This is a genomic window from Pseudomonas sp. NFPP04 (assembly GCF_900113815.1).
Taxonomy (GTDB): Bacteria; Pseudomonadota; Gammaproteobacteria; order Pseudomonadales; family Pseudomonadaceae; genus Aquipseudomonas; species Aquipseudomonas extremorientalis.
Genome location: NZ_FOQS01000003.1, coordinates 534,126 through 557,656, shown reverse-complemented (window position 1 = coordinate 557,656; position 23,531 = coordinate 534,126). Strand labels below are relative to the sequence as shown.

General features: G+C 55.0%; 8 protein-coding genes and 3 pseudogenes. 1 reads left to right on the top strand and 10 read right to left on the bottom strand.

The annotated features are described in order from the left end of the window. Window positions 1-288, top strand: a 288-nt coding sequence (locus BM017_RS29080; RefSeq protein ID WP_170856056.1) for a Tc toxin subunit A-related protein, incomplete at its 5' end; no start/stop codon positions are given. A gap of 644 nt (window positions 289-932) precedes the next feature. On the opposite strand, the gene BM017_RS09785 is transcribed toward BM017_RS29080, so the two are convergent. The 10 genes and pseudogenes from BM017_RS09785 to BM017_RS09740 form a co-directional block, all read right to left on the bottom strand. After that, the gene (locus BM017_RS09785; protein WP_092243306.1) at window positions 933-1,310 is read right to left on the bottom strand and encodes a hypothetical protein; all 378 of its coding nucleotides are present in this window, start codon (window positions 1,308-1,310) and stop codon (window positions 933-935) included. Window positions 1,311-1,905: 595 nt separating this feature from the next. Then, on the bottom strand, window positions 1,906-2,259 hold the full coding sequence (gene imm2 / locus BM017_RS09780) for an Imm2 family immunity protein (protein ID WP_092243303.1): 354 nt from the start codon (window positions 2,257-2,259) through the stop codon (window positions 1,906-1,908). Next, window positions 2,259-2,486 (bottom strand): deaminase domain-containing protein, encoded by a 228-nt coding sequence (locus BM017_RS29595; RefSeq protein ID WP_092243298.1) that lies wholly within the window; start codon window positions 2,484-2,486, stop codon window positions 2,259-2,261. The genes imm2 and BM017_RS29595 overlap by 1 nt, the downstream gene beginning before the upstream one ends. Window positions 2,487-2,950: 464 nt before the next feature. Further along, window positions 2,951-3,253, bottom strand: coding sequence for a hypothetical protein (locus tag BM017_RS09770; RefSeq protein WP_092243295.1), 303 nt, complete (start codon window positions 3,251-3,253; stop codon window positions 2,951-2,953). Between the two features lie 186 nt (window positions 3,254-3,439). Further along, a pseudogene (locus BM017_RS09765) lies at window positions 3,440-4,825 on the bottom strand (IS4 family transposase). A gap of 206 nt (window positions 4,826-5,031) precedes the next feature. Further along, a pseudogene (locus tag BM017_RS29590) lies at window positions 5,032-5,568 on the bottom strand (methyl-accepting chemotaxis protein); the annotation flags it as partial. A 327-nt stretch (window positions 5,569-5,895) separates the two neighbouring features. Beyond that, window positions 5,896-6,018: pseudogene (locus tag BM017_RS29585) on the bottom strand (HAMP domain-containing protein); the annotation flags it as partial. 1,195 nt (window positions 6,019-7,213) lie between these two features. After that, window positions 7,214-7,750: a ParA family protein gene (locus BM017_RS29300; RefSeq protein ID WP_139212877.1), complete on the bottom strand. Its 537-nt coding sequence runs from the start codon at window positions 7,748-7,750 to the stop codon at window positions 7,214-7,216. A 495-nt stretch (window positions 7,751-8,245) separates the two neighbouring features. Continuing rightward, window positions 8,246-8,731, bottom strand: a complete 486-nt coding sequence (locus BM017_RS09745; protein ID WP_092243291.1) for a hypothetical protein — start codon at window positions 8,729-8,731, stop codon at window positions 8,246-8,248. Continuing rightward, the gene (locus tag BM017_RS09740; RefSeq protein ID WP_092243288.1) at window positions 8,731-23,529 is read right to left on the bottom strand and encodes a hemagglutinin repeat-containing protein; all 14,799 of its coding nucleotides are present in this window, start codon (window positions 23,527-23,529) and stop codon (window positions 8,731-8,733) included. Before BM017_RS09740 ends, BM017_RS09745 begins: the two co-directional genes overlap by 1 nt. Window positions 23,530-23,531: the final 2 nt, after the last annotated feature.

Here is a 23,531-nt window from a genome sequence, read left to right as displayed (position 1 = left end):
GCAGTGCTTCAGTATGCCTCCACCCATTCGCTCGCTGACGGCTGCAAGGCGATAGCGTTGTCCCACGGGCTTGATGACAATGGCCAGTTCCAACTTGATTTCAATGACGGCAAGTATTTCCCGTTCGAAGGTATACCGATCAATGGGGGCGTCTTCGTGCTGTCATTTCCGAACGCCACGACGCGTCAACGCGAGCTACTGATAAGCCTGACGGACGTTATCCTGCATATTCGCTACACGATTCGCCAAGCAGCCGTGCCTCGCACCGCCACAGTTTCACAGCCCTAGTACCGGCTTGCCAGACTGGACGCGTTGATAGCCAAGGAGAAACCAAGGCAAAAAAGCCTGCATCTCTGCAGGCTTCTCTTTATGTCGCTATCTGGCTCCACGACCTGGACTCGAACCAGGGACCCAATGATTAACAGTCACTTGCTAGCTGTTAGACGCACCGGGGCCACAAAAAAGTGGTGGAGAGATGGAATTGCTGCATAGCGTGGGTCGCATGAATGCGTCACGCCAGGAAAGTTAGTCGGGTTGGGATGGCTTGTCAAAGCTGGGCAAATTAATGATCTGTAAGAAAAGGAGACGGTCGTTGTCAGCACCCGGAGACGAGGCGTCTCAGCGATCTACTTTCTCGACCTTATCTGTATGCACGTTTTTGCAGCCAGGAGCCTTTTCCTACTAGTTTGACCCAGGCCGTTATTACTTGGCATCGGCATAGCCATACTCTTTTGGAATGCTGTAAATGTCAGAAATTTTCGGCCAGTCTCCGGCCAGAAGTATCTTTTCAGCGTCATCCACTGTCGCATCAAAAAATCTAGAAAGCCCGATCGCGCGAGACCTTATAAACAATAATGCCGCCTGAATAGTCTCTTAAGCATCGAATTCGTACGCTCGGGCAAGCAGACTGTCTCAACGCCTTTATGGGTACCTCACCCTAAAAACTTCTCTCCCTGCTGAAATGACACAACAAAATTTCTCCAACCTAGCAAAGCCTTTTCGAAGTCATCTAAACTAATTGTAACTGCAAACTCCTCATCATGAAGTGAGTAGACTTTAACCTCACTCATCGAAATATCAGCTACCCAAGTTTCACGCACCCATTCAGTGAAGACTTTCTCGGCGTTTCTCACTGAGATTATTCTACTCAACCCCTCATCCAGCCAAGAAATAGTGCACCCCAAAGGTAGCCCTCCATCGTCAAGCAAAAGGCACGCAAGAAGATCAACGTCATTTGCCCCCCCCACATCCGTGCTACACCACGGAGTTGGATCACCCATTGACTCTTCCAAATAAAAGTTAATTTTCATTTTAGCCCTTACATTAATGGGTATACGGTAGTTTTAGGGCTCAAATACCCTTTGACCTTTACACCGCTAGGCGTTATTCCAGTCCAAATATCCCCGGAAACATTTACATGGCGAACCTTCTCCTGCGGAGAGAAAAATCCGGAATCAGGAGGATATTCGTCATTGAAAGTGCTTTGATACTCATCATCCCATACCTTAATTCTATCGCTCAGGCTTCTCTAAATAGGCAATTCTCCGATGTCAACGTGCCCCATTTGATCTAAATCAGGGCAAAATATCGGCCCAGCCAGATGTTCATTTGCCAGTCTTAAGTTAATCATTCTAAAAACATCCATGTACTTGTCGGATTCGCGCGCACTACAAAGCCATTAGAGCTGACTCCGACAGCGGTATTTTGCTCAATTCCATTATGAGAAAAGGGGTCAGATTAATTTATTCAGAAAATTTAAATCCGTCCCCTTTTTGTCCTTTTCAAAACACATCATTGATACCGGAAAAACTATCGAACCGAGCATGATAATGGGTATTGAGTCCAAACACCTAGATCGCCGGCCTGCGCTATGCAGTATCATCGACATTACTGTTCGTACAAAGCCTAACAAATCCCTAATAATCGAAGATCCTCAACAAGGTCTGCTGCCTCTTCCGGAGGCAGCTCTTTCAGCATAGAGGAAAGGTCAATCTGCTCGATCAGCTTTAAGGCAGCATCCATATGATATTTCTTGACACTCTCGGAAGATCGACCCGCAGAAAGAATAAGGACTAAAATTTCAAGCATCAATTTCTCAATTGGCAGGTCGAAGGAATTTTCGAGTTCGCTATAAGCAAAGCCTACCTCGCTTTCACCTTCGCCCCAAGCGCTTCGATGCCTAAGCTTTACTCTGCAGTAGCTGTAGTAACTGCCCAAAAACCAAGCCCTAATTTCAGCGTAAGTCACTCTTTCTTCCATCACGGAGCCTTCCTCGGTGGACGCAACATGACGCCCTGATTATCGAAAATATTCACAGTGATATTAGGATACTTCGCCCTGAACTGCTCCGCTACATTTAGACAGCTTGCACAGGCCGCTTTCTCTGTCAGGATATTTACGGTTCCGCTGGCTGAGGTGTTTCTCCCTAATTGATCAGCTATATTGTCTAGAATTTTGTATTCCGTATCAATGTCTCGACGAACCAATTAACCTGCCTTGTTAGGCACCGAATCAGCCACAAAATTTCCACTGCCAGAGCCAAAAATAATTGGGGTCAGACCGCATTTACCGTTACCTGGATTAGGCACCACCTAGTTTGGACCATTTCTGCGCTATCTTTAAACTACAGTTGCCAGAATATCAGACAAACCCCATATTCATCGAGAAGATCGTCAGCAATTTCAAACTGGAATGCCTTGTCTGGAAAGGTGCCTGATAACGCGCACTTCCAATATATAGTGATCTGTTCAGCAAATAAATAAAAGGGAAAGGTAAGTCGGCATTAGTGCCTCCTTCACTGCAAATGCTTTAGCAGAAACAACCTCGCTTATCCGGAGCGATGAGCCTGGATCCTGACCCAGCTCGGCCCCATGATCTCGCCGCATACAGATAGCCTCGCCCTTTCTCGTCCACTTTCACCGATCTTTTTTGATATAAGATCTCTTATTAATCAAACGTCAAATTTTGTTTTAACTTCTTCTCCACGCGCATAAGTCATCGCAAACGAATTCCAATTTTCACCACGTCTGGTGGCGCACTCTTTCAACTCCTTCACCAAACGATAGAGAATTGCTCCATTGTAATCCGTTTCTGCGTCGGTCACCCGAACCCCTTCCTTCTCAACAGTAAGAACCGTTTCTATATACCCAACGCTTACTGCTACCTCATAACAAAAAGAATCGTAGCCATCTACGATTCCAGCATCTAGCAATTCAAAAATTTGCTTTACTAACTGTAGGTCTTGAGTAACCACTATACAACCTCCGGAAGTTTATTGGCCTAACATTCAAAGAACGCATTTCGGAACTAATTGGGGTCAGACCCCATTTGCCCTTACCCCAATCAGCCGGATCAACTTTGACATCAGATATAGGCTTAGTCACACCCACTTTGTTAGAAAACTAATTGGAAACTAATTGGGGTCAGACCCGAATGGCACTTACTTAACCTTCTTCGGGTGTCCATTTTTCCTGACCTCGGCCCTTGCCGCCGAGCGCGTCTGCATCAGCATCGGGTAAGGCTTGGGCCTTCGTTTTATGGCGCGAGGCTCAATCCGTCCCGGCCGGTTTCCGACACGTTTCCTGGCGATCAACTTGAGTAAATCCTGCACCCTATCGTCTGGTTCGTCGCAGCTGTATTGCCGCATCGCAAGGAATAATTGAAGGCTATGTTTAAAGCTAAGCTCGCGTGGCAAGCAATCAGCTAATAGCGCTGATTTGGCCATGATCATCCGAATCAAATTATGCGCCAGCAGATACACCCATAACTCTTTTACAGCCATGCCAGGCGTCTTGCAGCTCAACGTTTCAAGCCCCAGCGTTGTCTTGATATTGCGCAGATCCAGCTCAACATGCCATCGGTCTTTGTACAGTGATTTGAGCCCAGCCTTAGGTACTTGCTGTGGGCAGTTCAAGGTGGTTACCAGGATTTTTCCGCCAGTTTTCAGTTCGCGTACTGTCAGTGTTTCAGGCGCATCGTCGTAATAAGTTTGGCTCATCCAGGAAGGTCGATTCCTGGGTTTTGTCAGCTCAACCAAGTGATCTTCCGGCCCCAGCGATTGCCCGAGCCGGAAGTCGGTGCTGCGCCGCCTGGCGCCATATTGTTCGAACACGCCGTCGATTCCACGACGTTGCAGTTCGCACAGCAAAAAGTACGTTGCGTAGTAGGCATCGCCCAACACAATGTCGCCTTGGTTCAGGGTATCGAGCATCGTCCTGAGCAGCGTCTGTTCATCGCCACCTTTGCCTCGAAAGCGTCCCAGCGATGCATCTAAAACAGCACCGCTGGCCAGGCAAATGATTCCTACCAAACGGCAGATGGGGAAACCCAACCCTGCTTTCTGACCACGCGATTGCGGATAGGCAGCTTGGTTGGCCGCAGTGTCTGGCAGGGCCACCGTGGTGCCATCTACGAGGCGTACCGGACGCCCCATCCAGCGCCAGGATGGTGACGCGTTGTTACTCATCGTTGATCCCGTGGAGCGCAACAACGTTGAAACCATCTCTACCGGTAACCGCGCCCGTGCTTTGCAATAAGCGCCGGTGTACACGCTGCTGGGGCTTAGCCCATCGCAGCAACGTTTGATCGAAAAATCATTCACGGCCTTCTGACAGGAACGGTCGGCATTCATGGCTTGAGCCAGAAACATCGACAGTGTTTAAGTCGGCGGGAACAACCGTTGACGATGCTTGGGCATCACTGACTCGGCACCCTGTAGCAGCGCCGGATCGGCTAGCAGCTTAAAGAACGCATGGGCATTGCTGTTTTTGGCGTGCTGCTGAATGCGCTGCTGTTGATGCCTGACGATTTGACGTCTACGATTCACGCGGGCTGTCCTTGTTCTAGTGGTGTGTGTTCGCAACTATCACCGTAGACCAAGGGCGGCCTTTTTCAATTTTTTTGTAGTTATATCAGCTGGTTAGCCGTTAAGTAAGTGCCATTCGGGTCAGACCCCATTTACCCGCCATTTACCCGAAACGGACTGTGCCACAAATCTTTTATTGCCAACAAATTCGGCCCCCCTTTGCCGCGTTACAGCTTGAAACGCGAAACGACAGTACGCAGTTCCCCTGCCAGCAGCGTGAGCTCCTCCGCAGTCACAGCGTTGTCCTCTATGCCCTCCATCAGCGCAACGCTACCGTTACGAATCTCGGTCACATTGCGATTGATATCCTCCGAGACGGCGTGCTGCTGAACCGCCGCGCTGGCTATCTGGGTGTTCATTCCTACGATTTGCTCAACGCCGTCATTGATTGCATCCAGGCTAGTCGAGGCCTGATCAGCGGATTCGATGCATTCCTGCGCGCGCAGTTTGCCCGCTTTCATTTGCTCGACGGCGTCGCCTGTCGCCAGTTGCAGCTCTTGGATAATCCGGCGGATCTCTTCAGTTGAGTTTTGTGTGCGCGAGGCCAGAGTTCTGACCTCGTCGGCGACCACCGCGAATCCTCGACCCTGCTCACCGGCGCGGGCCGCCTCAATGGCCGCGTTCAACGCCAGTAGGTTGGTTTGATCAGCAATGTTGCGGATCACCTCAATCACGCCGCCGATCTGCTGGCTGTGTTGCGCGAGTGCCGAAACCTTTTGCGCACTGCGCTCTACCTCATCGGCCAAGGCTTCAATAGTCACGCGGGTTTCCTGCATCTTCGCCAGGCCGGTGTTGGAGGACTGGCTGGCGTGCCCAGCGGCGTGGGCGGCACCCTCGGTGTTTTGCGCCACGTCAGCAACGCTGGTGGTCATCTCGTTGATAGCCGTAGCGACTTGTTCGGTTTCGCTTTGCTGGGCGCTCATCGCGCGTTTAGCCCGGTCAATCGACACCCCAATGCGCTCCGCCGCATCGGAGACCGATTGTGAACTGCGCTCGACCTGGGCAAGCGAGGAGCCAAAGGCTTGCACCATATGGTTAAGGCCGTTGCCCACGTCGGCCATTTCATCTTTGCCGCGCACTTGAACTCGCACGCTCAGGTCGCCCTGAGCAATGAGTTGGGTGGCAATCAAAACATCGTTGATCGTGCGACGCATGGCGCTGTAGATGCCGCTGAACACATACACCAGCAACAGGCCAAGAACGACAAACATACCTAGAATGAATAGCCGTTCCGACGTTTTTTCCTGAACTCGGCGTTCAAGCGCATTCAACAGTGCGTCTTGCAGCGTGTCTTGAGCTTTGTACAACTCAGCCACCACCGCATTGCCCTTGGCCGGCAAGTTCTGCACGCCGCTGATGATGTCGCCTGGCGCGCCAATCAATACTTCGAGGTCGGCGCGGAAGCTGTCGAGGCTCGCAAAAGCACTGGTGATCGGCGCCTGAATACTATCGGTGAGGGCGGGTTCTCTGCGGCGCAAAAGTGCCAGGCTTTGCTGAAGTTCTTTATGGATGAGTAACTCATTTTTGAGCATCGATTTGATAACGCTGCGCGCACCCGCACTCAACGTTTGCCCGTCATGTAGCCCGCTGGCCAGCCCGCGCAATTGCCCGACCATATTGATTTGTCGTGGCAGCCTCAAGGTACTCTGATCGATCATGAACAACGATGCGTAATCTTCATCCAGCACCATGCCCGACGTGGCCGATACGTAGTACACGAAGTTCAACGTCTCGGTGAGCTGATCGTTCCAGTCGTCGAAGATGGCACTCTGATTGGCATCTGCTTTCGCCAGCTCAATCAAACGCTGCGCCCCAGAGTGCAGACGCTGCACTCGATCACCGGTTTCCAGCTGTGTGTTGAGTTGTCGGTCGGTTGCAGCCAGTTTCGAAAACGCGTCCTCCAACTTCAACTGGTTGGCCGACAGATCGGCTTGAGCGGTTCTATCCCCGCTGAGCAAGCGGTTGGTGAGCGCACGTTGCAACATCGAAAAACGCAGTACAGGCGTTACGTCCAATAGATAGCGCTGGCCTACTTGTTCCGAGCGAATGACCTCAAGGCTTCCGTTGATCTGATGGATCACGCGCGTACCGAGCAGAACCAAAGGGATTAGGACGATGATTGCAAGCACACCGAATTTCGTGGAGAAGCGTAATCGGTCAGCCAGGTGAACAGCAGGAGCAAGGATGTTCATGGAGTTCTCACAGCCCGGAATGGGACGGTTTGTAGTTGATGTGTAGTTGAGAACATTCCATTTTCTCGAATGCCTGGCTCTGTCTGGCTCATTCGGCTAATCACGTTTTATGTAATTAAACGTTTCAGACATCCTGTCGGCATTGAGATTGAGAACTTTATGAAAAGTTGTACAGATATTTATTTTTGTACAACTTATGAACGCTTTGATAGCAATGATGTCTCCGAGCCATCACTGCTTCAAGGGAGTCTTGTAGGGTAAGCGCTGCGGTCGCTACCGGATTGTCTGTGCTGGAGGCCGTTTGTCTCCCATCGACATGTCTATAGATCTGGACCGTGTTGGTTGGCTTCTGTTGAGGCGCTGCATCCACGACACTAAATGTCAGACTGGTTTTCCCCATAGAAGGACGCGCCGCAATGACGATCAAATCAGCATCTTGAAAGCCGCCTGTGATCTGGCGCATCGCCTCCAAACCACTGGGAATGCCAGTAATGCTCTCGTCCTCATTGAAGTGGTAGTCGATCCTTTCAAGCGCCTCATGCGATAGCGCATAAAACGACGACAGCGACGGCTGATTATCCAGATCGATGGGCAGGATGCGGATCCCTGCATCGGCGCAGAACGCACCTAAATTGGCGCCAACCGTGGTCTTACCCGGCCCGCCTTTGGTTGAAACGACTGCAGCGACTGTCATGGGGCTTAACTCTGAATCGATTGATTTAGCGAGAGATGGGGTCAGATTTATTTATTCAGAGAATTTAAATCCGTCCCCTTTTTCTCCTGAAAGCCTGCCAGCCAAAAGCCATGCACCAACTTCATCCATTTCCCTATCAGAAACCAAACGGAACTCACACAAAGAAGCCCTAGAGATCAATCAAGCACAAGAAAACCTCGGCACACTTCTACTCTCAACTTCGAATAAATCGAATTATTGAACCGTCAAACCTCTGGGAAATTATTGCTACTATTCCGAGCATTACCCCCCCCAATACGCGCAGCGACTGAGCAAATACTCCGTATATCAACGTACGGAGGGGCTATTAAAAAACCGTTCCCCGAGCACTCCCCGCCCCACATACATATGACAATACTCGGACCAACAACCCCACTACAACTCGAAAACTTTCAATAAATATCGCGAGGCGACACTAATAATCACCACCTATAGTTATCATACTCTACAAAAACGCTACTCACACCTGCGTATTCGTTCATGGATGGCGTCTAACGTGGGTATGGTGTCGATAGTACCTTGGCTAACTTCTTCAATTCTATCAGAGCACCTATAGACCTTGAATCGACCAAAGAAAACTGCTATCAGTCGCTGCAGCAGTATCTCATCAACCTCACGACCACCTTCATCTAGTTCAATAGTTATTATTTTTTTTGGTACATTTTCTTTAGGCCAAGATGAGCCTTCGCTTAGGAAGAAGTCGTTAAGCACTTCACCCTCCATTTTTTCAATCCTTATCCAAGGCTCACTAACCTGCTGTTTACTCCATTCATTATTGACCTCCCATTTGTTCACTTTCAAATCTAGAAAGTTGCAATCATTGAAAGCAACCTCATCCTGAACATAAGAGACGGGGGCGTCGCCCCAAGCATTGCTGATCAAGTAGTCTCTTTCGGGCAAGTCCGAACCTGCATCCAAAACCACGACATATTTATCGCTCATTACATATTTCCTGTGTCTTGGAGGCGTTTCAATCCTTTCTCAGCGTTCCTGATCAGTTGATCTCTTGCTGATTGAGGTAATCGCTTGAATGCCTGGTTGATCTGCGGCGCCAATGGTTTCGATAGATCGGGTCTAAAATCTACTATCGAGTCTTTGCCGCCTCCAGACTGTATTTGAAGCTTACCATTGGGTTCAATATCAACCCGCAACAGGCGCTTACGCCCACCTATAACAGCTTCGATCGGCTGCCCAATGGTCTCGCTTGCCTTGATTATTCCCTTTGAGCTAGAACTCTCCTCACTATACATATTTCCCGGATCAAGCTGATGCTCAGGCGTTACGTATTTCCCATCATCCCGCTCCGCATCAAGCTGGGTTCCACCGGTATTGGTAGCGGGGTTAACAACGCTGCCACCAGCGAGACCACCGCTGCTCGGATGCTCCCCATCAACTGTTAGAATGGGAGTGATATATATCAATAGCTTAGGATCTAGCGAGTGAATAGGGAAACGTGTATCGAACAAAAAATCCCAAAGTGCCGCATTGATCCTGAAATTTTCTACAGCACTGTTACCTGCCTTAGCACCCGCTTCAACAAGCGTATTGGCGGCGATGCGCATTTTTTCCTGCGTAGCCGCTCCTGTCGCTAACAGCGCGGCACTTACAGCAGCCACTGCTGCTCCCGCCATTGCTGGCAACATCACCCAATTACTTGCCCCAGATTCAGGCTTTTTCAGAGCTGTTAGGAGGCCAAGAATCACCAAGGCTTTACTTGGGTCATCACCAGCAATCTTCGTAAGGCGATCAACGAGTGCTTGGTTATCCGGCGCCTGCTCTCTGCTAGTAATACCCCCAATCACTCTTCCGATCGCCGCCGCACGATCCTCTGCATTCCGGCTTCCCACTTGCCTGACGAACGCCTTCGTCATCATAGCGCGAGATACATCATCGGGATTCCCTCCCTGCGCAAGCGTTGTACCCGCACTGAAAAGATCAATCAGTTGATTTATAGTTTCCTCGGTATGGTCTCCATATTTCTTGGCATCTTTTTTCCATTGATTGATCGTTGCAGTCGGGTTGGTAACCGCCGTTAATGACGAATCGGTGATGTAGAGATTGGTACGCTTTTCTTTATCCTTTGTTATCTCAGAGGCCTTGTTCACATCACGGTTGAGACCTGCGACGGCCGAAGCCGAATCTGCAGCATCACGAACAATGATCTCTCCCGAACCCACCGTTGCGCGGACCGATTGTTCCCGTTCCTTGTCGTACTTCCAGCCTGAAACACTCCACCCCTTATCACCGGCCTTTCCTTTGCCCTCTTGGCTTGGATCCTGAGTAGTGCTGTCACCGGTTTTGTATGTACCACCTACATTCAGGTAATAGCCATGCTCGTTGTCTTTGCCTGCAATATCTTTGAATCCAAGCGTTCCTGTATCCAGCTTAAGATTGCCAGTGTCTGAAGCAATCAGCGCCCCATCCAACTGGGTGTGTTTTTCAGTGCGTATATCGACCTTGTCGCGCGCGGTCACTCGAGTCTGATCTTCTACCCAATTGGTTTTTCCTGCGGTCTGACCGTAACCAACTGAGCCACTGACGCCAGCACCTGGACCAATCGTTACTGTTGCACTGATATCGAACTCTTTGCCTTTAACCTTGCCAGTGTCAGGAACAGAAGAAACATTCAGGTCACGGCCCACTCGGCCAATGACTTCATCCCCTCTTAGTTCGGCACCTGCAATATTGGTGTCTCGCCCACTTTTGAAATCGAGACGATCCCCAGCATATAGATAAGCGTTTTGTTGGCCTTGTTTCTCTCTTTCAAGGTCCCCCCTACCCATGCTAACGCTGACATAGATCCCAGCCCCTTGACTACCAAACGTCAACCCGGCCTCACCGCCACCGCTGCTCCTGCTGCTTTCGCTGTCACTATCATTTTGAGCCGCACGAACGTTGAGGTCATTACCGGCCTGGAGATCGATATCTCGACCCGATCGAACTTGAGTACCAATAAGGTTCAGGTCATTACTGGCCTTCAGATTGACATCTCTGCCGGCGTCTACCACGGTCGTAGTCGAGGTCGCGTGGTTCGCCTCTTCATTCGCAACGCCATGACTGCCGCCAACGCCGAGCTTGAGGCCGCCACTGGTACCACCATGGATACCTGCCCAACTCTGGCTTTGGGTGTCATCTTGCTTGATGGCACCTTTGGCTACATCAAGGTTGATATCACGACCGGTGACGTTGATGTCCCGTCCGGCATTCAATTGACTACCCGCAACAGTCACATCGTTATTGGCGGTCAAGTTGAGGTCTTTGCCAGCCTTGAGCGTCGATGAGCGATTGGTCTCTTCGATAGATTGCGTGCTGGTGCTTTGGCTGCTATTGCCAATTTTGAGGTCGCCGGTCGGGCCTGCCAAAAAATGACCCACAGCATCAACGCCTTGAAGGGCACTCGACCCTTTGCTGACATTGTCTTCACCCTTGCCTGCACCACTTACAGCATCCTTAGTACTGCCATAGTTATGATTTAGCGATGCACTAATCCCATTGCGCTCTTTCTCAATTTGCTGCTCTACCAACAACCGCTCACGAGCTGCATCAATATTGATATTGCGCCCGGCCTTCAGGTCGATGTCGTTGTCAGCCGCAAGATCAGAGCCGCGCTGATTGATATCGCGCTTCGCGGTGATCGCAATATTCTCACCCGCACTGATTTGGCTTGCAGACGCAGTCTGCTGCTCAACGCGATTTTTCTCGGCGCTGCGATCGGTACCGGCAAAGAACGTAACACCGTTGGCATCACTGGACACCCCGATACCCGTCTGTTTCGACTTGGCCCAATCGCGTTCGCTCTTAAAGTTTTGCGCAGCTACAACATTGACGTCACGCCCTGCATTGAGGCTGACATCACGTCCCGCGCTGATGCCACTGCCCACCAAGTTGATATCTCGCTCAGCCTGCAACGTCGCATCCCGGTCTGCCACGACCTGGCTACCGACGCTGGTGCTGCTTTGGGCTTCTTGCCCGGCTTTCTTCGCCGAGGTAAGCGCGATAAACCCGCCGGAGATCGAACCGGTTTTCTTCTCGTACTTCTCACTGCGGCTATAGGCCGTGTCATTCGCAGATATCAGGTTGATGTCACCGGTGGCCTTCACCAGACCGGCGCGCAACTCAGCATCGTTCTCGGCATTTACCTCACTCGCCCGCAAGCGAATGTCATTACCCGCAGCCACGACCACGTCATTACCCGCCTCAAGCTCACTACCAACCTGACTGGCCGTGGTTTTCAGCTGACTCTTGCTACTCTTGGAAAGCCCCAGGAATCCGGACTTGGTCTTCTTGCTGTAGGAGCCATGCTCTTCAACACCTGACAGCACTGCGATGTCGCCCGTGGCGCCCAGCAGCATGTCGCCACCGGCCTTCAGCTGGCTGCCGATCACGGTGACATCACGCCCACCTTCGATATTCATACCCCCGTCGGCTTTCTTGCTGGCGTTGACCGTCAGGTCTTTGCCCGCCTCGACAACAGACGCAACGTTGGTGCTGTCGTAACTTTCGCGTTGCTCGCTTTTACTGCGACCGAACGAGCCTTTGCTTTTCTTCGAATAGAACGAAGCGTCTTCATCCAGCGCTGACAGGATGCTCAGATCACGCTGCGCCTCAAGCGCCACGTTGCCGCCGCCAGCGACTCGACTGGCGGTCAGCTCAAGGTCTTTGCCGGCGCTCAATGACACGTCACCACCGGCATTAAGCACACTGGAAACCTGGCTGATGTGGTCCTCCGAGCGAGTTACTTTTTTGGTTTTACTCGAGGAATGTTCCTCATCCGCTGCAGACGAAATACTCAGGTCTCCAGTTGCAGCAATGGCAAGGTCGCGTTTAACTTCGATTCTGCTGGCAACGACGCTTACATCACGCCCGGACGTCAGGCGTAGGTCTTTGCCGATATCAACAGTAGAACCGCTCTGAGTAACAGATGAGGAGCGCGCCCCCATCCCGCTATTCCCAGAATCACGCGTCTCGGTCGAAACAATGTTGATATCACGCCCAGCGTTGATCGTTGTATCGCCACCGCTCTTAAGTAAGCTACCGCTGTTGGTAACATCGCGCCCGGCGTTAATGGTGAGTGAGTTTGCGGCTTCAATACGTGCCGAATCACCGTAGTAATTACGATTGCCCGTGCCAAAGCCGGTGAGGCTACGTTCATTGACGACATCACCTTTCGTCGCAGTCAGTGTTACGTCGCGCCCAGCGATCACACCGCCGGACTGGTTGACGATATTGTTGCCTGCCAACAGGTCCAAGCGGTTGCCTGCCTCAATCCGGCCACTGTTGACCATGTCATTGCCCGCGGTCGCCGAAAGATTGTTACTGGCACGCAAGGTGCCTGCGTTGATGAGGTCCTTACCGGCGATCAAGCTGACGTCCTGGCCAGCAATCAATGCACCGTTCGACGTCAGGCGCTGATCGGCATTGGCTAAATAAAGCACCGGTACCAGGACTTTCTCGCCAGCCACCTCATGCTCTTCCAGCCAAACGATGTCATGCGTCAGTGCTGCAACCTGCGCGCCGGTCAACGACACACCCACTGATAGATCCAGGCTTTGTTTGCTGCGGATGGCGTTATCCATCAGGTGTCGGAACAGTGCATCGTCCGAGGTCTGGCCGTCGAGGAAGCGTTGACCGGTCCGGGCGACCACAGCTTGCTGAATCAGGCGCTGTTCATACAGACCGTCTCCGAGGCGCTTGGCGCTCTCGTCAGGGTTGTAGCCAAGGCCGGCGAGCAGGTAGTCCGAACTCATGAATTGCTTCAGGTCGGTCAGTGCGGGGTTGGTTTCGATCAGGTATTTATGTGGTTGGGAGGCGGCGCTGCTGTTGGGCAAACCTTGGACGCGATTAATGGGTTTCGCTGCGCCAGGTTGAGTGCTGCCTGGTGCCAGCGGGGTCAGTACTGGAATGTTGATAGTGGCGCCGGCATTGGACGCGGTGGAGTTATCACGCGCACCGTTCGTATCACGTACTGCCGGTGTCAAGACAGGCAAGTCGAGGTCCGGACGCGAAACCTGCGTGTGTGTCGCATCACCGTGGCTGATTTCAATACCAGTGGTACGGCCGGGCGGCAATGCACCGCTATCGGTATTGCCGGCGACGCTAATCGTACTGGCACTGCCACTGACGGCCCCGGCTTCGCGGGCAGTCAGCGCGACTTGATGGACACCTGCTGCTTGCGCGGCATTATTTACCTGGAGGGTACGACCGGAGACGCCGGGCGAGGGTTGCTGGCGCTGCACCAGGCCTACGTTGGCATTGCCCAGCGTCCAGTTCTGCGAGCCAGTGTCGCCACTGCTCACCTGCCCAGTGTTCGCAGCTTGTTCATTCAAGCGAAACAAGCCGTTTTTGCCGGTAGGCAAGGTGAAACCTGGCAGGGCCACCGGGTTGACTTGCTGCAGAGCGAGACCGGGTGGCAGTTCGCGGTTGATCGTGACCATCACCGCCGTGTTGCCGGTGACCTGGGTAGCGCCTACACGCGATCCGTTGCCAGCTACAGCGACGTTCTGGCGCACAACACTGTTGGTCAGGTGTTGCGTTGCATTGATGCTGACCGCCCCACCCGCTTGAACAACGGCATTTGCCGCGCTCGAGGAACCAATGGTGGTGTTATTAAACGGCTGGGTGGTGAGCATTTCCCAGGGGCCATCTACCGCGCCCACTCCTGGATCTACACCTTTGTCGGAGTTTCGGAGAATCAAAGGCCCATAAACCGTTGACCCTCGATCTTCCCGACCATTGCGCTGGTGGCCCACACGAACAATGGATTCAGTACCATCGGCTGTCCAAACATGAATATTTGGGGCGGGCGCATTGTAGTAAGGGTCATGACCACGGTTGTAGTTCATGACCGTCACCATGAAGCGCGACAGATCGTAGGGATGCAAACCACCGTAGGAGTATGAGCGACGCAGGCTGTAGTCACCCACCGACGCACCTTCATTGGTAAAGTTTTGCAGGGCAAAATTGATGTTGCCACCCGCACTGAGGGTTGAGTTCTTATTACTCAGATCTGCGCCTGTGACGAAGAAATTGCGCCCGGCCGTCATCGTGGCCGATGCCGAATCTTCAATAATTTGCGATTTGAAGTTTTGCACCCAGACCAGATAACTATCAGCTGAACGATTCGGAACTATCGACGTACAACTGCTGCACTGAACACCAATGTAACTGGATACCTGACCACCTGTGGTCTTAAACACATCCTTACGGTTCTCGATACTCGCCGCCGCCAGGTTCAGGTCTGCGCCACTCTCGATCGTCGCCGAAATATTGCTAATCGACGTGCTCTGCCCGTTGTTGTCATCCTTGGCAATGCTCACATTCCCCAGGCCGTAAACATCGGCAAACCGGTTGGTGAACGTATCGGTGCGCAGCGCCATGTCGCCGCCGCTGAAAATCAGTCCGTTCTGGTTCAACAGGTTTGGCGTGGTCAGGCGAAGGTTGCCGGTGCTGCCCAGCGTGCCGCTGTTATTGATCGCACCTGCGGATACATTCAGGTCCGTCGCCGATGTGATCCGGCCTTCATTCGCCAGCGTGCCGCCCACGGTGATGCGGCTATTGCCGCCGCCGGCGATGCTCGCGAGTGGCCCCACGGTCAGTTGCGCAGCCGTGAGGTCCAGCGCGCCCACACTGCTGACTCGACCGCTGCCCTCATAACGCCCCGTCAGTTGCAGCTCCAGGCTGCCATCACTGGCGATCAGGCCATTGTTGATCCACTGACCGCCCTTGCCTTCCAGGCGTGAAGACGCCAGCAACTGCCCGGTTTCAGTCTGAGTGAAAGTGCCGACATTCACATTGAGGCGTCCTGCCTGGATGACGCTGCTGTTGGTCCAGGTGTCGGCATTCAGGGTCAGGCCGCCACGGGTAACGATGCTGCCACCGGCCCCCGTAACATTGGGCAGGGAGATATCAAAATCGCCCTCGCCGGTATGCAGGAGTTGGCCGCCGGTGTTCTGGAAGGTCGTGGCTGCCAGGCCCAGGTTGGTGTTGGCGGTTTCGACCACGCCGTTGCGGTTATCGAACAGGTTGCCGATCTGGAACTGCGTCTTGCCCACGCTCGCCAAGGCACGCAGCTTGCCGCCCTGGTTGACCAGGTCATTAGCCTGCAGAGTCAGCGTCTCATCGCTTTCGATAATCCCCGAATGGTTGCTCAGTTGCCCACTGAGGCCGAGGTCGATGCGCTTGGCGGAGAGTTGCCCGAAGCTGTTATCCAACGAGATGCCGCGGGTTTGCAACGCGCCCTTGGCATACACCCCGCCATAGGCGTTAAGCAATTGATTGGCAGTGATAACGGCATCGCCGTCCTGGGCGGCGATGCGACCTTGCTGGTTATCGACGGTAAGCGCTGTCAGGTTCACGCGCTGGCCTTGCACTACCCCGCCTTTGCTTTGCCTAGCGCCATTGAGCAGACTGTCGCTCAATGTGGCATCCACTCCCCCCGCCACGCTGGCCACACTACCGCCCTGGTTGTTAAGGGTGCTGGCCTTGATCACGGTGTCGCCAGTTTGAGCCAGGAGCTTGCCGCCCTGGTTATCGATATCGCCGCTGACGTCGAGGCTCAAACCGCTCTGGCCCTGCACGACGCCGCTAACGTTTGAGAGCCCTGCGGACTTGATTTGCAGGTCGGCTTCCTGGCTGTAGATCAGGCCCTTGGCGTCATTTTGCAGGATGCCGGTGGTGGTGATCGCCACACGACCTTTACCGGCGACAGTGCCGAGCTGGCTGTTGTCCAGGCCGCCAGCCAGTAAGGTCAGCAACCCTTGGCTGGCGATCTGGCCGCCCTGGTTGTCGATCTGTATCGCGCGCTGTAGCAACAGCGGGCCTGCGCTGGCCAGTTTGCCGTTGGTGTTGGTCAGGGAACCGAGCAGGTTGAGGGTCAAGCGGTCGTTGCCGGCGACGGTGCCGCCGATGTTGTTGAGGTCTGTGGCGGTGATGGCCAGGGCCTTTTGCGCGCTGACTGTACCGCCCTGGTTGTCCAGCGTGACCGCCTGCAGCTCGAGTTCGGCGCCGCTGTCGATCAAGCCGGCGTTGCCGTTGCTCAACTGGCCGGTGACGGTCAGGCTTTGCCCCGCGCCACTTGAGAGGATACCGCCGCTGTTGTCGAGACTGGCGGCAGTTAGGTCCAGCCGTCCCTGACTGGCCACCGCACCGGCAGCGGTATTGAGCAGAGCGCCGGTAAGACGCACGTCCACCGCGCCGTTGCGGCTGGAAAGCGTGCCGTTGTTGCGGTTGTCGAGACTGTCGCCACTAACACTCAATCCCTGCCAGCCGGACAACAGCCCATTCTGGTTGAGCAGCGTGCGTGCGTTGACAGAGAGCACTTGGCTGCTGATCAACTTACCACCGCTGTTATCCAGGCTATTGAGGTCAAGCGTCAGGTTTTGCTGGGTGGAGAGTTCGCCATTCTGGTTATTGATGGCGTGCACACGGTTCAGCGCCAGTGCGCCCTTGGCGGAAATCAGCCCGTTGCGGTTATCCAGTTCAGCGCCGTTCAAATCGAGGGTCACGCCCTGCGCGCCGACGATTTGACCGCCGCCCAGTGTCAAGCCGCTGAGCTTCAAGTCCATCGAGCCCTTGGCGGACACCTCACCGCCGCTGCCAGTGCTGAGGTTGCCTGTCGCGATATCGAGGGAGCCTTGGCTGTTGACCAAACCCATGGCGGTGTTATCCAGCGCCATCGCGTTGAGGATTACGCGGCTACCGCCCAACAGATTGCCGCCTTGGTTATTCAGCAGGCCGTCGCTGGTCAGTTGCAGCTCGCCTCGGCCGGTCAATGTACCGCCCTGGTTACCAATGGAACCTGCGTGCACATTGAGATTGGTGGCGCCGACCAGGCCCTTGATGTTGGCCATGGCCTGGTTGATTCGCAGTGTCAGGTCCTGGTTGCTCAGCACCTTGCCATTGCTGTTATCCAGGCTTTGTGCAGCCAAGGTGAAGGCTTGGTCGCTGGAGATTTCACCGCCCTGGTTATCGACGGTGGTGAGGTTTTTCAGCAGTAGCGGACCACTGGTGTTTATCAACCCGCCACGGTTGTTCAGTTGACCGTTGCCCAGGTCCAGGCTCAACCCGGCCTGGCTGAAGAGCTTGCCGGCCTGCTGGTCGAGGCCAGTCACCGTAGCGTTCAGTGCCTTGGCACTACCAATGCTGCCACCGTTGTTTACCTGGCCAGCGACCAGGGTCAAGGTATCACCGCTGTTAAGGCGACCGGCCTGGTTGTTCAGGGCGCCGGTGGTAACCGAGACCGGACCTTTGCCACTGAGGGTGCCCTGTTGGTTGCCCAGGTTGGCGCTGCGCAACACCAAGTTAGCGTCGGTGACCAGTTCGCCGCCCTGGTTGTTCAGGTTATCGCTGACAACCACCTTCAGGCCTTGCGCGCTGGAGAGACTGCCCTTGGTGTTATCGAGGCTGCGTGCCTTGACGTCCAGTGTGCCTTCACTGCTCAGCAGGCCCTGGTTGTTGGTGAGGTCACCTGCCAGGTCCACCACCAAAGGTTGCTGGCTGAGCAACTTGCCACCGCTGTTGTCCAGCGTTGTTCCCGTCAGTGTCAGGCGCTGGCCATTCAATTGACCGCGCGCACGGTTGAGTACGTTATCCACCGCCACGCTCAAGCCTGCGGCTGCGAACACCTGTCCGCCGTCGCTGTTGTCCAGACGTTGGCCAGTGATGCTCAGGTCGGCGTTGCTGGTCAGCTCACCGGTACGGTTATCGACGTCGCCCACGTCCAGCTTCAGCGCTTTTGTCGCGCCTACCAGGCCATTGCGGTTGTCGAGATTGACACCCGTAATCGTTAGGGTGTCAGTGCTGATCAACTGACCTTTCTGGTTGTCGATGCGATTGGCGTTGACAGTGACCTTGGCCTTACCCGCCATTTCGCCCGCGCGGTTGTCCAGTTTTGCGGCGGTCAGCAGAACGGCACCGTCGCCAATCAGGCTGCCGCGCTGGTTGTCGATCAGGCCGTCAGCGCTGATCTCCAGGCCACCACGGCTGCTGACCAGGCCGTCGGTGTTGTCCAGGCTGGCGCTGTGCACATTGAGGCCGACCGCGCTGATGCTGCCCTTGGCATTGGCCAGGGCTTGTTCGATGCGCAGGTCCAGGGCCTGGTTGCTGATCAACTTACCGTTGCCGTTATCCAGGCTGCGTGCCGCGAGGGTGAAGGCGTTCTGGCTGGAGATTTCACCGTTGCGGTTGTTCACGTTGCCGAGGTTTTTCAACACCAGGAGCGGTGCGTTGATCACCCCAGCGTTGGCCAGCTCTCCGTGATTCATGTCCAGGTTCATCTGGCTGCTGCTAAACAGTTCGCCGCCGCTTGCCTGGGTCAGGCTTGCAAGGTTTGCATTCAGCACGCCAGTACTGGCGATGCGGCCGCCGTTGTTAAGGTCAGTAGCTTGAATATCGAGGCTGTTGGCACTGATCACACGACCGCCAAGGCTGTTGTTGAATTGCCCGGTCGCCAGGGTGGCAGCACCCTGGCTTTTCACCAGGCCTTGCTCACTGTTATTCAAGCCAGTGCTGGAAAGATTGAGCGCCTGTGCAGACTCCACCATGCCGCCCACGTTGAGCAGCTCACCGTCGCTGGCAAGGGTCAGATCGCCGGCACTGGAAAGGCTGCCAGCGCTGTTATCCACGCGATGTGCGTGCAGTTGCAGGCCGCCTTCGCTGCTGATCTTGCCGCGTCTATTGTCCAGCCCGGCCGACAGTTGCACCGCCAGCGAGCGCTGACCGGCCAGCGTACCTTCGGTATTGTCCAGGCTCGAAGCCTTGAGGTTTACATCCTGGGCAAACACCAAGCCTTTGGCCCGGTTGATCACCTCGGCCATCGTCAGCTCCAGGGCGGTGCCGGCCAATACCTTGCCGCCGCTATTGTCCAGGTGCTGGCCGCTGATCTGCGTCTTGAGTTGACCGGAGATTTCCCCGATGCGGTTATCCACACGGTCGACAGTGAGTTTCAGCGCTTTTGTCGCGCCTACCAGCCCGCCGTTACGGTTATCCAAGTCATTGCCGCTGAGGCTCAGGTTGCCCTGGGCGACGAATTCGCCACCCTGCTGCTTCAGCACGCCGATCGAGGCCTCGAGATCAGCCTGGCTGGCGATACGGCCCTTGGTGTTGTCCGCGACGTCCAGTGTCAGACGTAACGGCCCAACGGCATTGACCAGACCGCCGTTGTTATTCAGGGATTGCCCGTTAAGGGTTTGTGCCTGCTTGCTGCTCAGCACACCACCGCGGTTGTCGAAGCTGCCCGCCTGAAGGGTCATATCGCCCTTGGACAACACGCGGCCCTTGGCCTGATTGTCCACAAGCCCCTCCACCTGCACCGTGACGCTGTCATCGCTGACCAGGCTGCCGGACTGACTGTTGTCAAGACTGGACGCAGTCACTAGCAGACGCTGACCGGCGCCGAGCGTACCGCCTTGGTTAACCAACGCGGCTCGGGTCATCAGGGAAAGACTGACGTCACTCAAGACCTGCCCACTGCGGTTATTCAGCGTCATGGCGTCAATCACGCTGCTGCCAGCACTCGACACTTCGCCGTCGGCATTCAGCCATTCACCGGCCACAGCCAGGGTCAGGTCTTTTGAACTGTTGAGCACGCCTTGCGTATTGTCCAACCGCGCTGCCTGAGCACTTAGCCCGGCTGCAGCGATCACGCCCTTGATATTGACCAGAGCCTGGTCAATGGTGAGGGTCAGGGCTTGATCGCTGAGCAGTTTGCCTTCGCTGTTGTCCAGGCTTTGTGCAGCCAGGGAGAACGCGTGTTCGCTGGAGATTTCGCCTTTCTGGTTGGCGACCGTGGAAAGGTTTTTGAGTACCAACGCACCGGGGGTGTTGATCAGGCCAGCAGCGTTGTGGAGTGCGCCATGGTTCATGTCCAGGGTCAGGCTCGCCTCACTGCGCAGCACGCCCTGCTGATTCAACAATGGACCATTGAGTACTATGTTCAGGTTGCGCTTGGCGTAGACGCTGCCTTTGAGCTGGTTGTTCAGACGGTCGAGGTTCAGTTGCACATCGCCGTTGGCGAGTACCTTGCCACCGGCACTGTTATCCAGCTGACTGCCGTTGAGCACAATGTCCGTGACGCTGGACACTTCACCGGCACGGTTGTCGAGGCTGTCGCCCCCCAAAGTCATGGTTTTGCCGGAGTTGATCAAACCGCTGCGGTTGTCGAGTTGGCCGAGGGAAAGCGCCAGCTCACTCTTGCCGGTGATGCGGCCTTTGTTCTGGTTATCGAGACTGGCGGCCGTCAACTGCAACAGGCCGGCGGAAGCAAACAGCCCGGCCTGGTTGACCAACTGACCGGAGATCAACGCCTTCAGGGTGCCGTCACTGGTGAACATGCCACCGGTGTTGTCGAGGCTGGCAGCACTCAGGTCCGATGCCTGCCCGGCGACCATACGCCCGTTGCGGTTGCTGATCAGGCCTGTGTGATCAAGGGTCAGGCGCTTGTCGCCCTGGATCAAACCGTTACCGTTATCGAGTGAGGCACCGGTCAGTAAGGTGTTAGCGCCGAGGATCTCGCCCTGGCGGTTGACCAGGCTTGTGGTGACACGTGCAGTCAGGTCATCGCGCGCACTGAGTTTGCCTTCGGTGTTGTTCAGACTATTGGCTTGCAGGTCCAACCCGGTCGCGGCGACCAGGCCCTTGGTGTTGTCCAGCGCTTGAGCAATACGTACCAGCAACCCTTGCTCACTGAGCAGTTTGCCGTTGCGGTTATCTAGGCGGTCAGCCTTGAAAACCAGCGCCTGGGCACTGGAGATTTCGCCGCCTCGGTTATCCACACTGGTCAGGTTATTGAGTAGCAATGCACCTGGTGCATGGATCAAACCGCCCTGGTTGTTCAGGTGGCCGCCATTCAGGTCGAGGCTGACATCACCGCCTGCGAAAATCCGACCGTCGTCGTGCTGGTCCAGGCCGCTGACGCTGGCATTAAGCGTCTGGCCGCTGGTGATACGGCCGCCTTGACTGTTGTCGACCTCACCGGCTTTAAAATCCAGGCCAACGTTACCGCGCATCGCGCCGTGCTGATTGTTCACCGGCCCAGTCAACTGCAGATTGAGATGGTTGGCGACGATCGTGCCATGACGGTTATCGAGGCTGGCCAGTTTCACGCGCGCGTCACCTTTGGCGGCGAACAAACCGGTCTGGTTGAGCAGTTGACCAGCGATCACTGTGGTCAGTGCGTCGTCACTGATTAGCTTGCCAGCGGTGTTGTCGAGCGTGTTGCTGATAACATCAAGGCGCTTACCCGCAGCGATGTTTCCGCGAAGGTTGCTGATAGCGCTGCCCTTGATCGACAGAGCGTTATCACCCTGAATCTGACCGTCATCGTTAGCAAGAGAGCCCACGGCCAACGTGACGTCAGTCGCCAGCAGTTGACCCTTTTGATTTAGCAGTTGGTCGGCGGTGACCCCTAGACTTCCTGCGCTAAGGATCCGGCCCTGGTTCTGGTTGTCCAGGTTTGTCGCATTCAGTTGCACATTGCGTTGAGCGCTCAACGTGCCGCCTTGGTTGGCCAGCTCACCCGCGTTGATGGTCAGGTCACGGCTGGCGATCACCGTCTTGCCGCTGTTGTCGATGCTATTTGCTTTTAAGCGCACATCACCTTGGGCACTGCGGCTGTTATCCGCGTTGACGCCCGCTTCGATGATCCCGTTGTTGTTCAACCGCCCAGCAGCGTCCAGTGTGATGCTGTCCCTGGCCGCCAGGGTTTGCTGATTGGTCAGTGCGCCTTGGGTGGTCACCGACAAGTCAGTACCGGCATACACGGCGCCCTTGGCCTCTACGCTGGCTGCTTTGACCGCCACTGCCGTACCGGCCGAGGTCTGGCCCATGACCACATTGCCCGCTGCATCAATCTGGATATCACCACCGGCGACCATGTCCCCGGATAGTTTCACCCCTACGCCGGCCTCGGTCCCCACCAACCTGACCGCACCCACATACATGCCGCCCAGCGCCGACGAGTCAATCGCCAGGTCCGGTGCCTTGCTGCCGTCCGCCGCACGCGCCGTCGCATTCAACGTGCGCGCGTCCACATCGTTGCGCCCCGCCACGATGGTGAGCTTTTTAGCCTGGATCTGCGCATTGATGGTGGTGGCGCGGGTGATGATTTCGAACTGATCGACGTTGCTGGCGTTCAGGCCGGTGCCTTCGATGGCGACGTTGCCCTGATCCACTTGGTAGCGGCTGATCTGGCCGTTTTCGATGACCGCCTTGCCCGTGGTGAGGGTGGCTTGAGGGGTGTTGATAAAGCCGCAACCGTTGCAACTGATGCCATAGGGGTTGGCCACAATCACATGGGCCGACTGCCCCGCCACTTCGGTGTAGCCACGCAATTGGCTGGGGCTGCCGCCATTCACCTCGTTGAGGATGACACTGGCGGCGCTGCCATTGAAGTTTGGGTTACCCACGATGATGCCACCCAGTTGGGTGGACTGGGTCCGGCTGGTCGCGTTATTGAGAATGACCCCGTTGGCGCCGACGTTGTAGTCGTGGAATTGGTTGTGCGATAGCCCGTTAGCGTTGGGCGCAGCGATGTTGACGATCGGAACGCCGTTACCCGCCTGCCCAAGGCTCGTACCCGGTCCGCTCACGGCAATGCCGTCCGCCTGAGCCAGCAGGGGCTGCCAGAACATGGCGTTCGCCAGTACCAACGCCAACCCGCGCTTGGGCAAGCCCAGGAAGGTAGAACGGCTTTTCAAGGCAGCAGAAGGTTGGCGCGCAAGAAAGGCGAACTGGCAAACGTCCATGT

Excerpts from the sequence above, each read along its gene's own strand:
- BM017_RS09740 (WP_092243288.1), bottom strand. The coding sequence starts at position 23,529 with ATGGACGTTTGCCAGTTCGCCTTTCTTGCGCGCCAACCTTCTGCTGCC.
- imm2 (WP_092243303.1), bottom strand. The coding sequence starts at position 2,259 with ATGGAAGAAAGAGTGACTTACGCTGAAATTAGGGCTTGGTTTTTGGGC.
- BM017_RS29300 (WP_139212877.1), bottom strand. The coding sequence starts at position 7,750 with ATGACAGTCGCTGCAGTCGTTTCAACCAAAGGCGGGCCGGGTAAGACC.
- BM017_RS09745 (WP_092243291.1), bottom strand. The coding sequence starts at position 8,731 with ATGAGCGATAAATATGTCGTGGTTTTGGATGCAGGTTCGGACTTGCCC.
- BM017_RS09785 (WP_092243306.1), bottom strand. The coding sequence starts at position 1,310 with ATGAAAATTAACTTTTATTTGGAAGAGTCAATGGGTGATCCAACTCCG.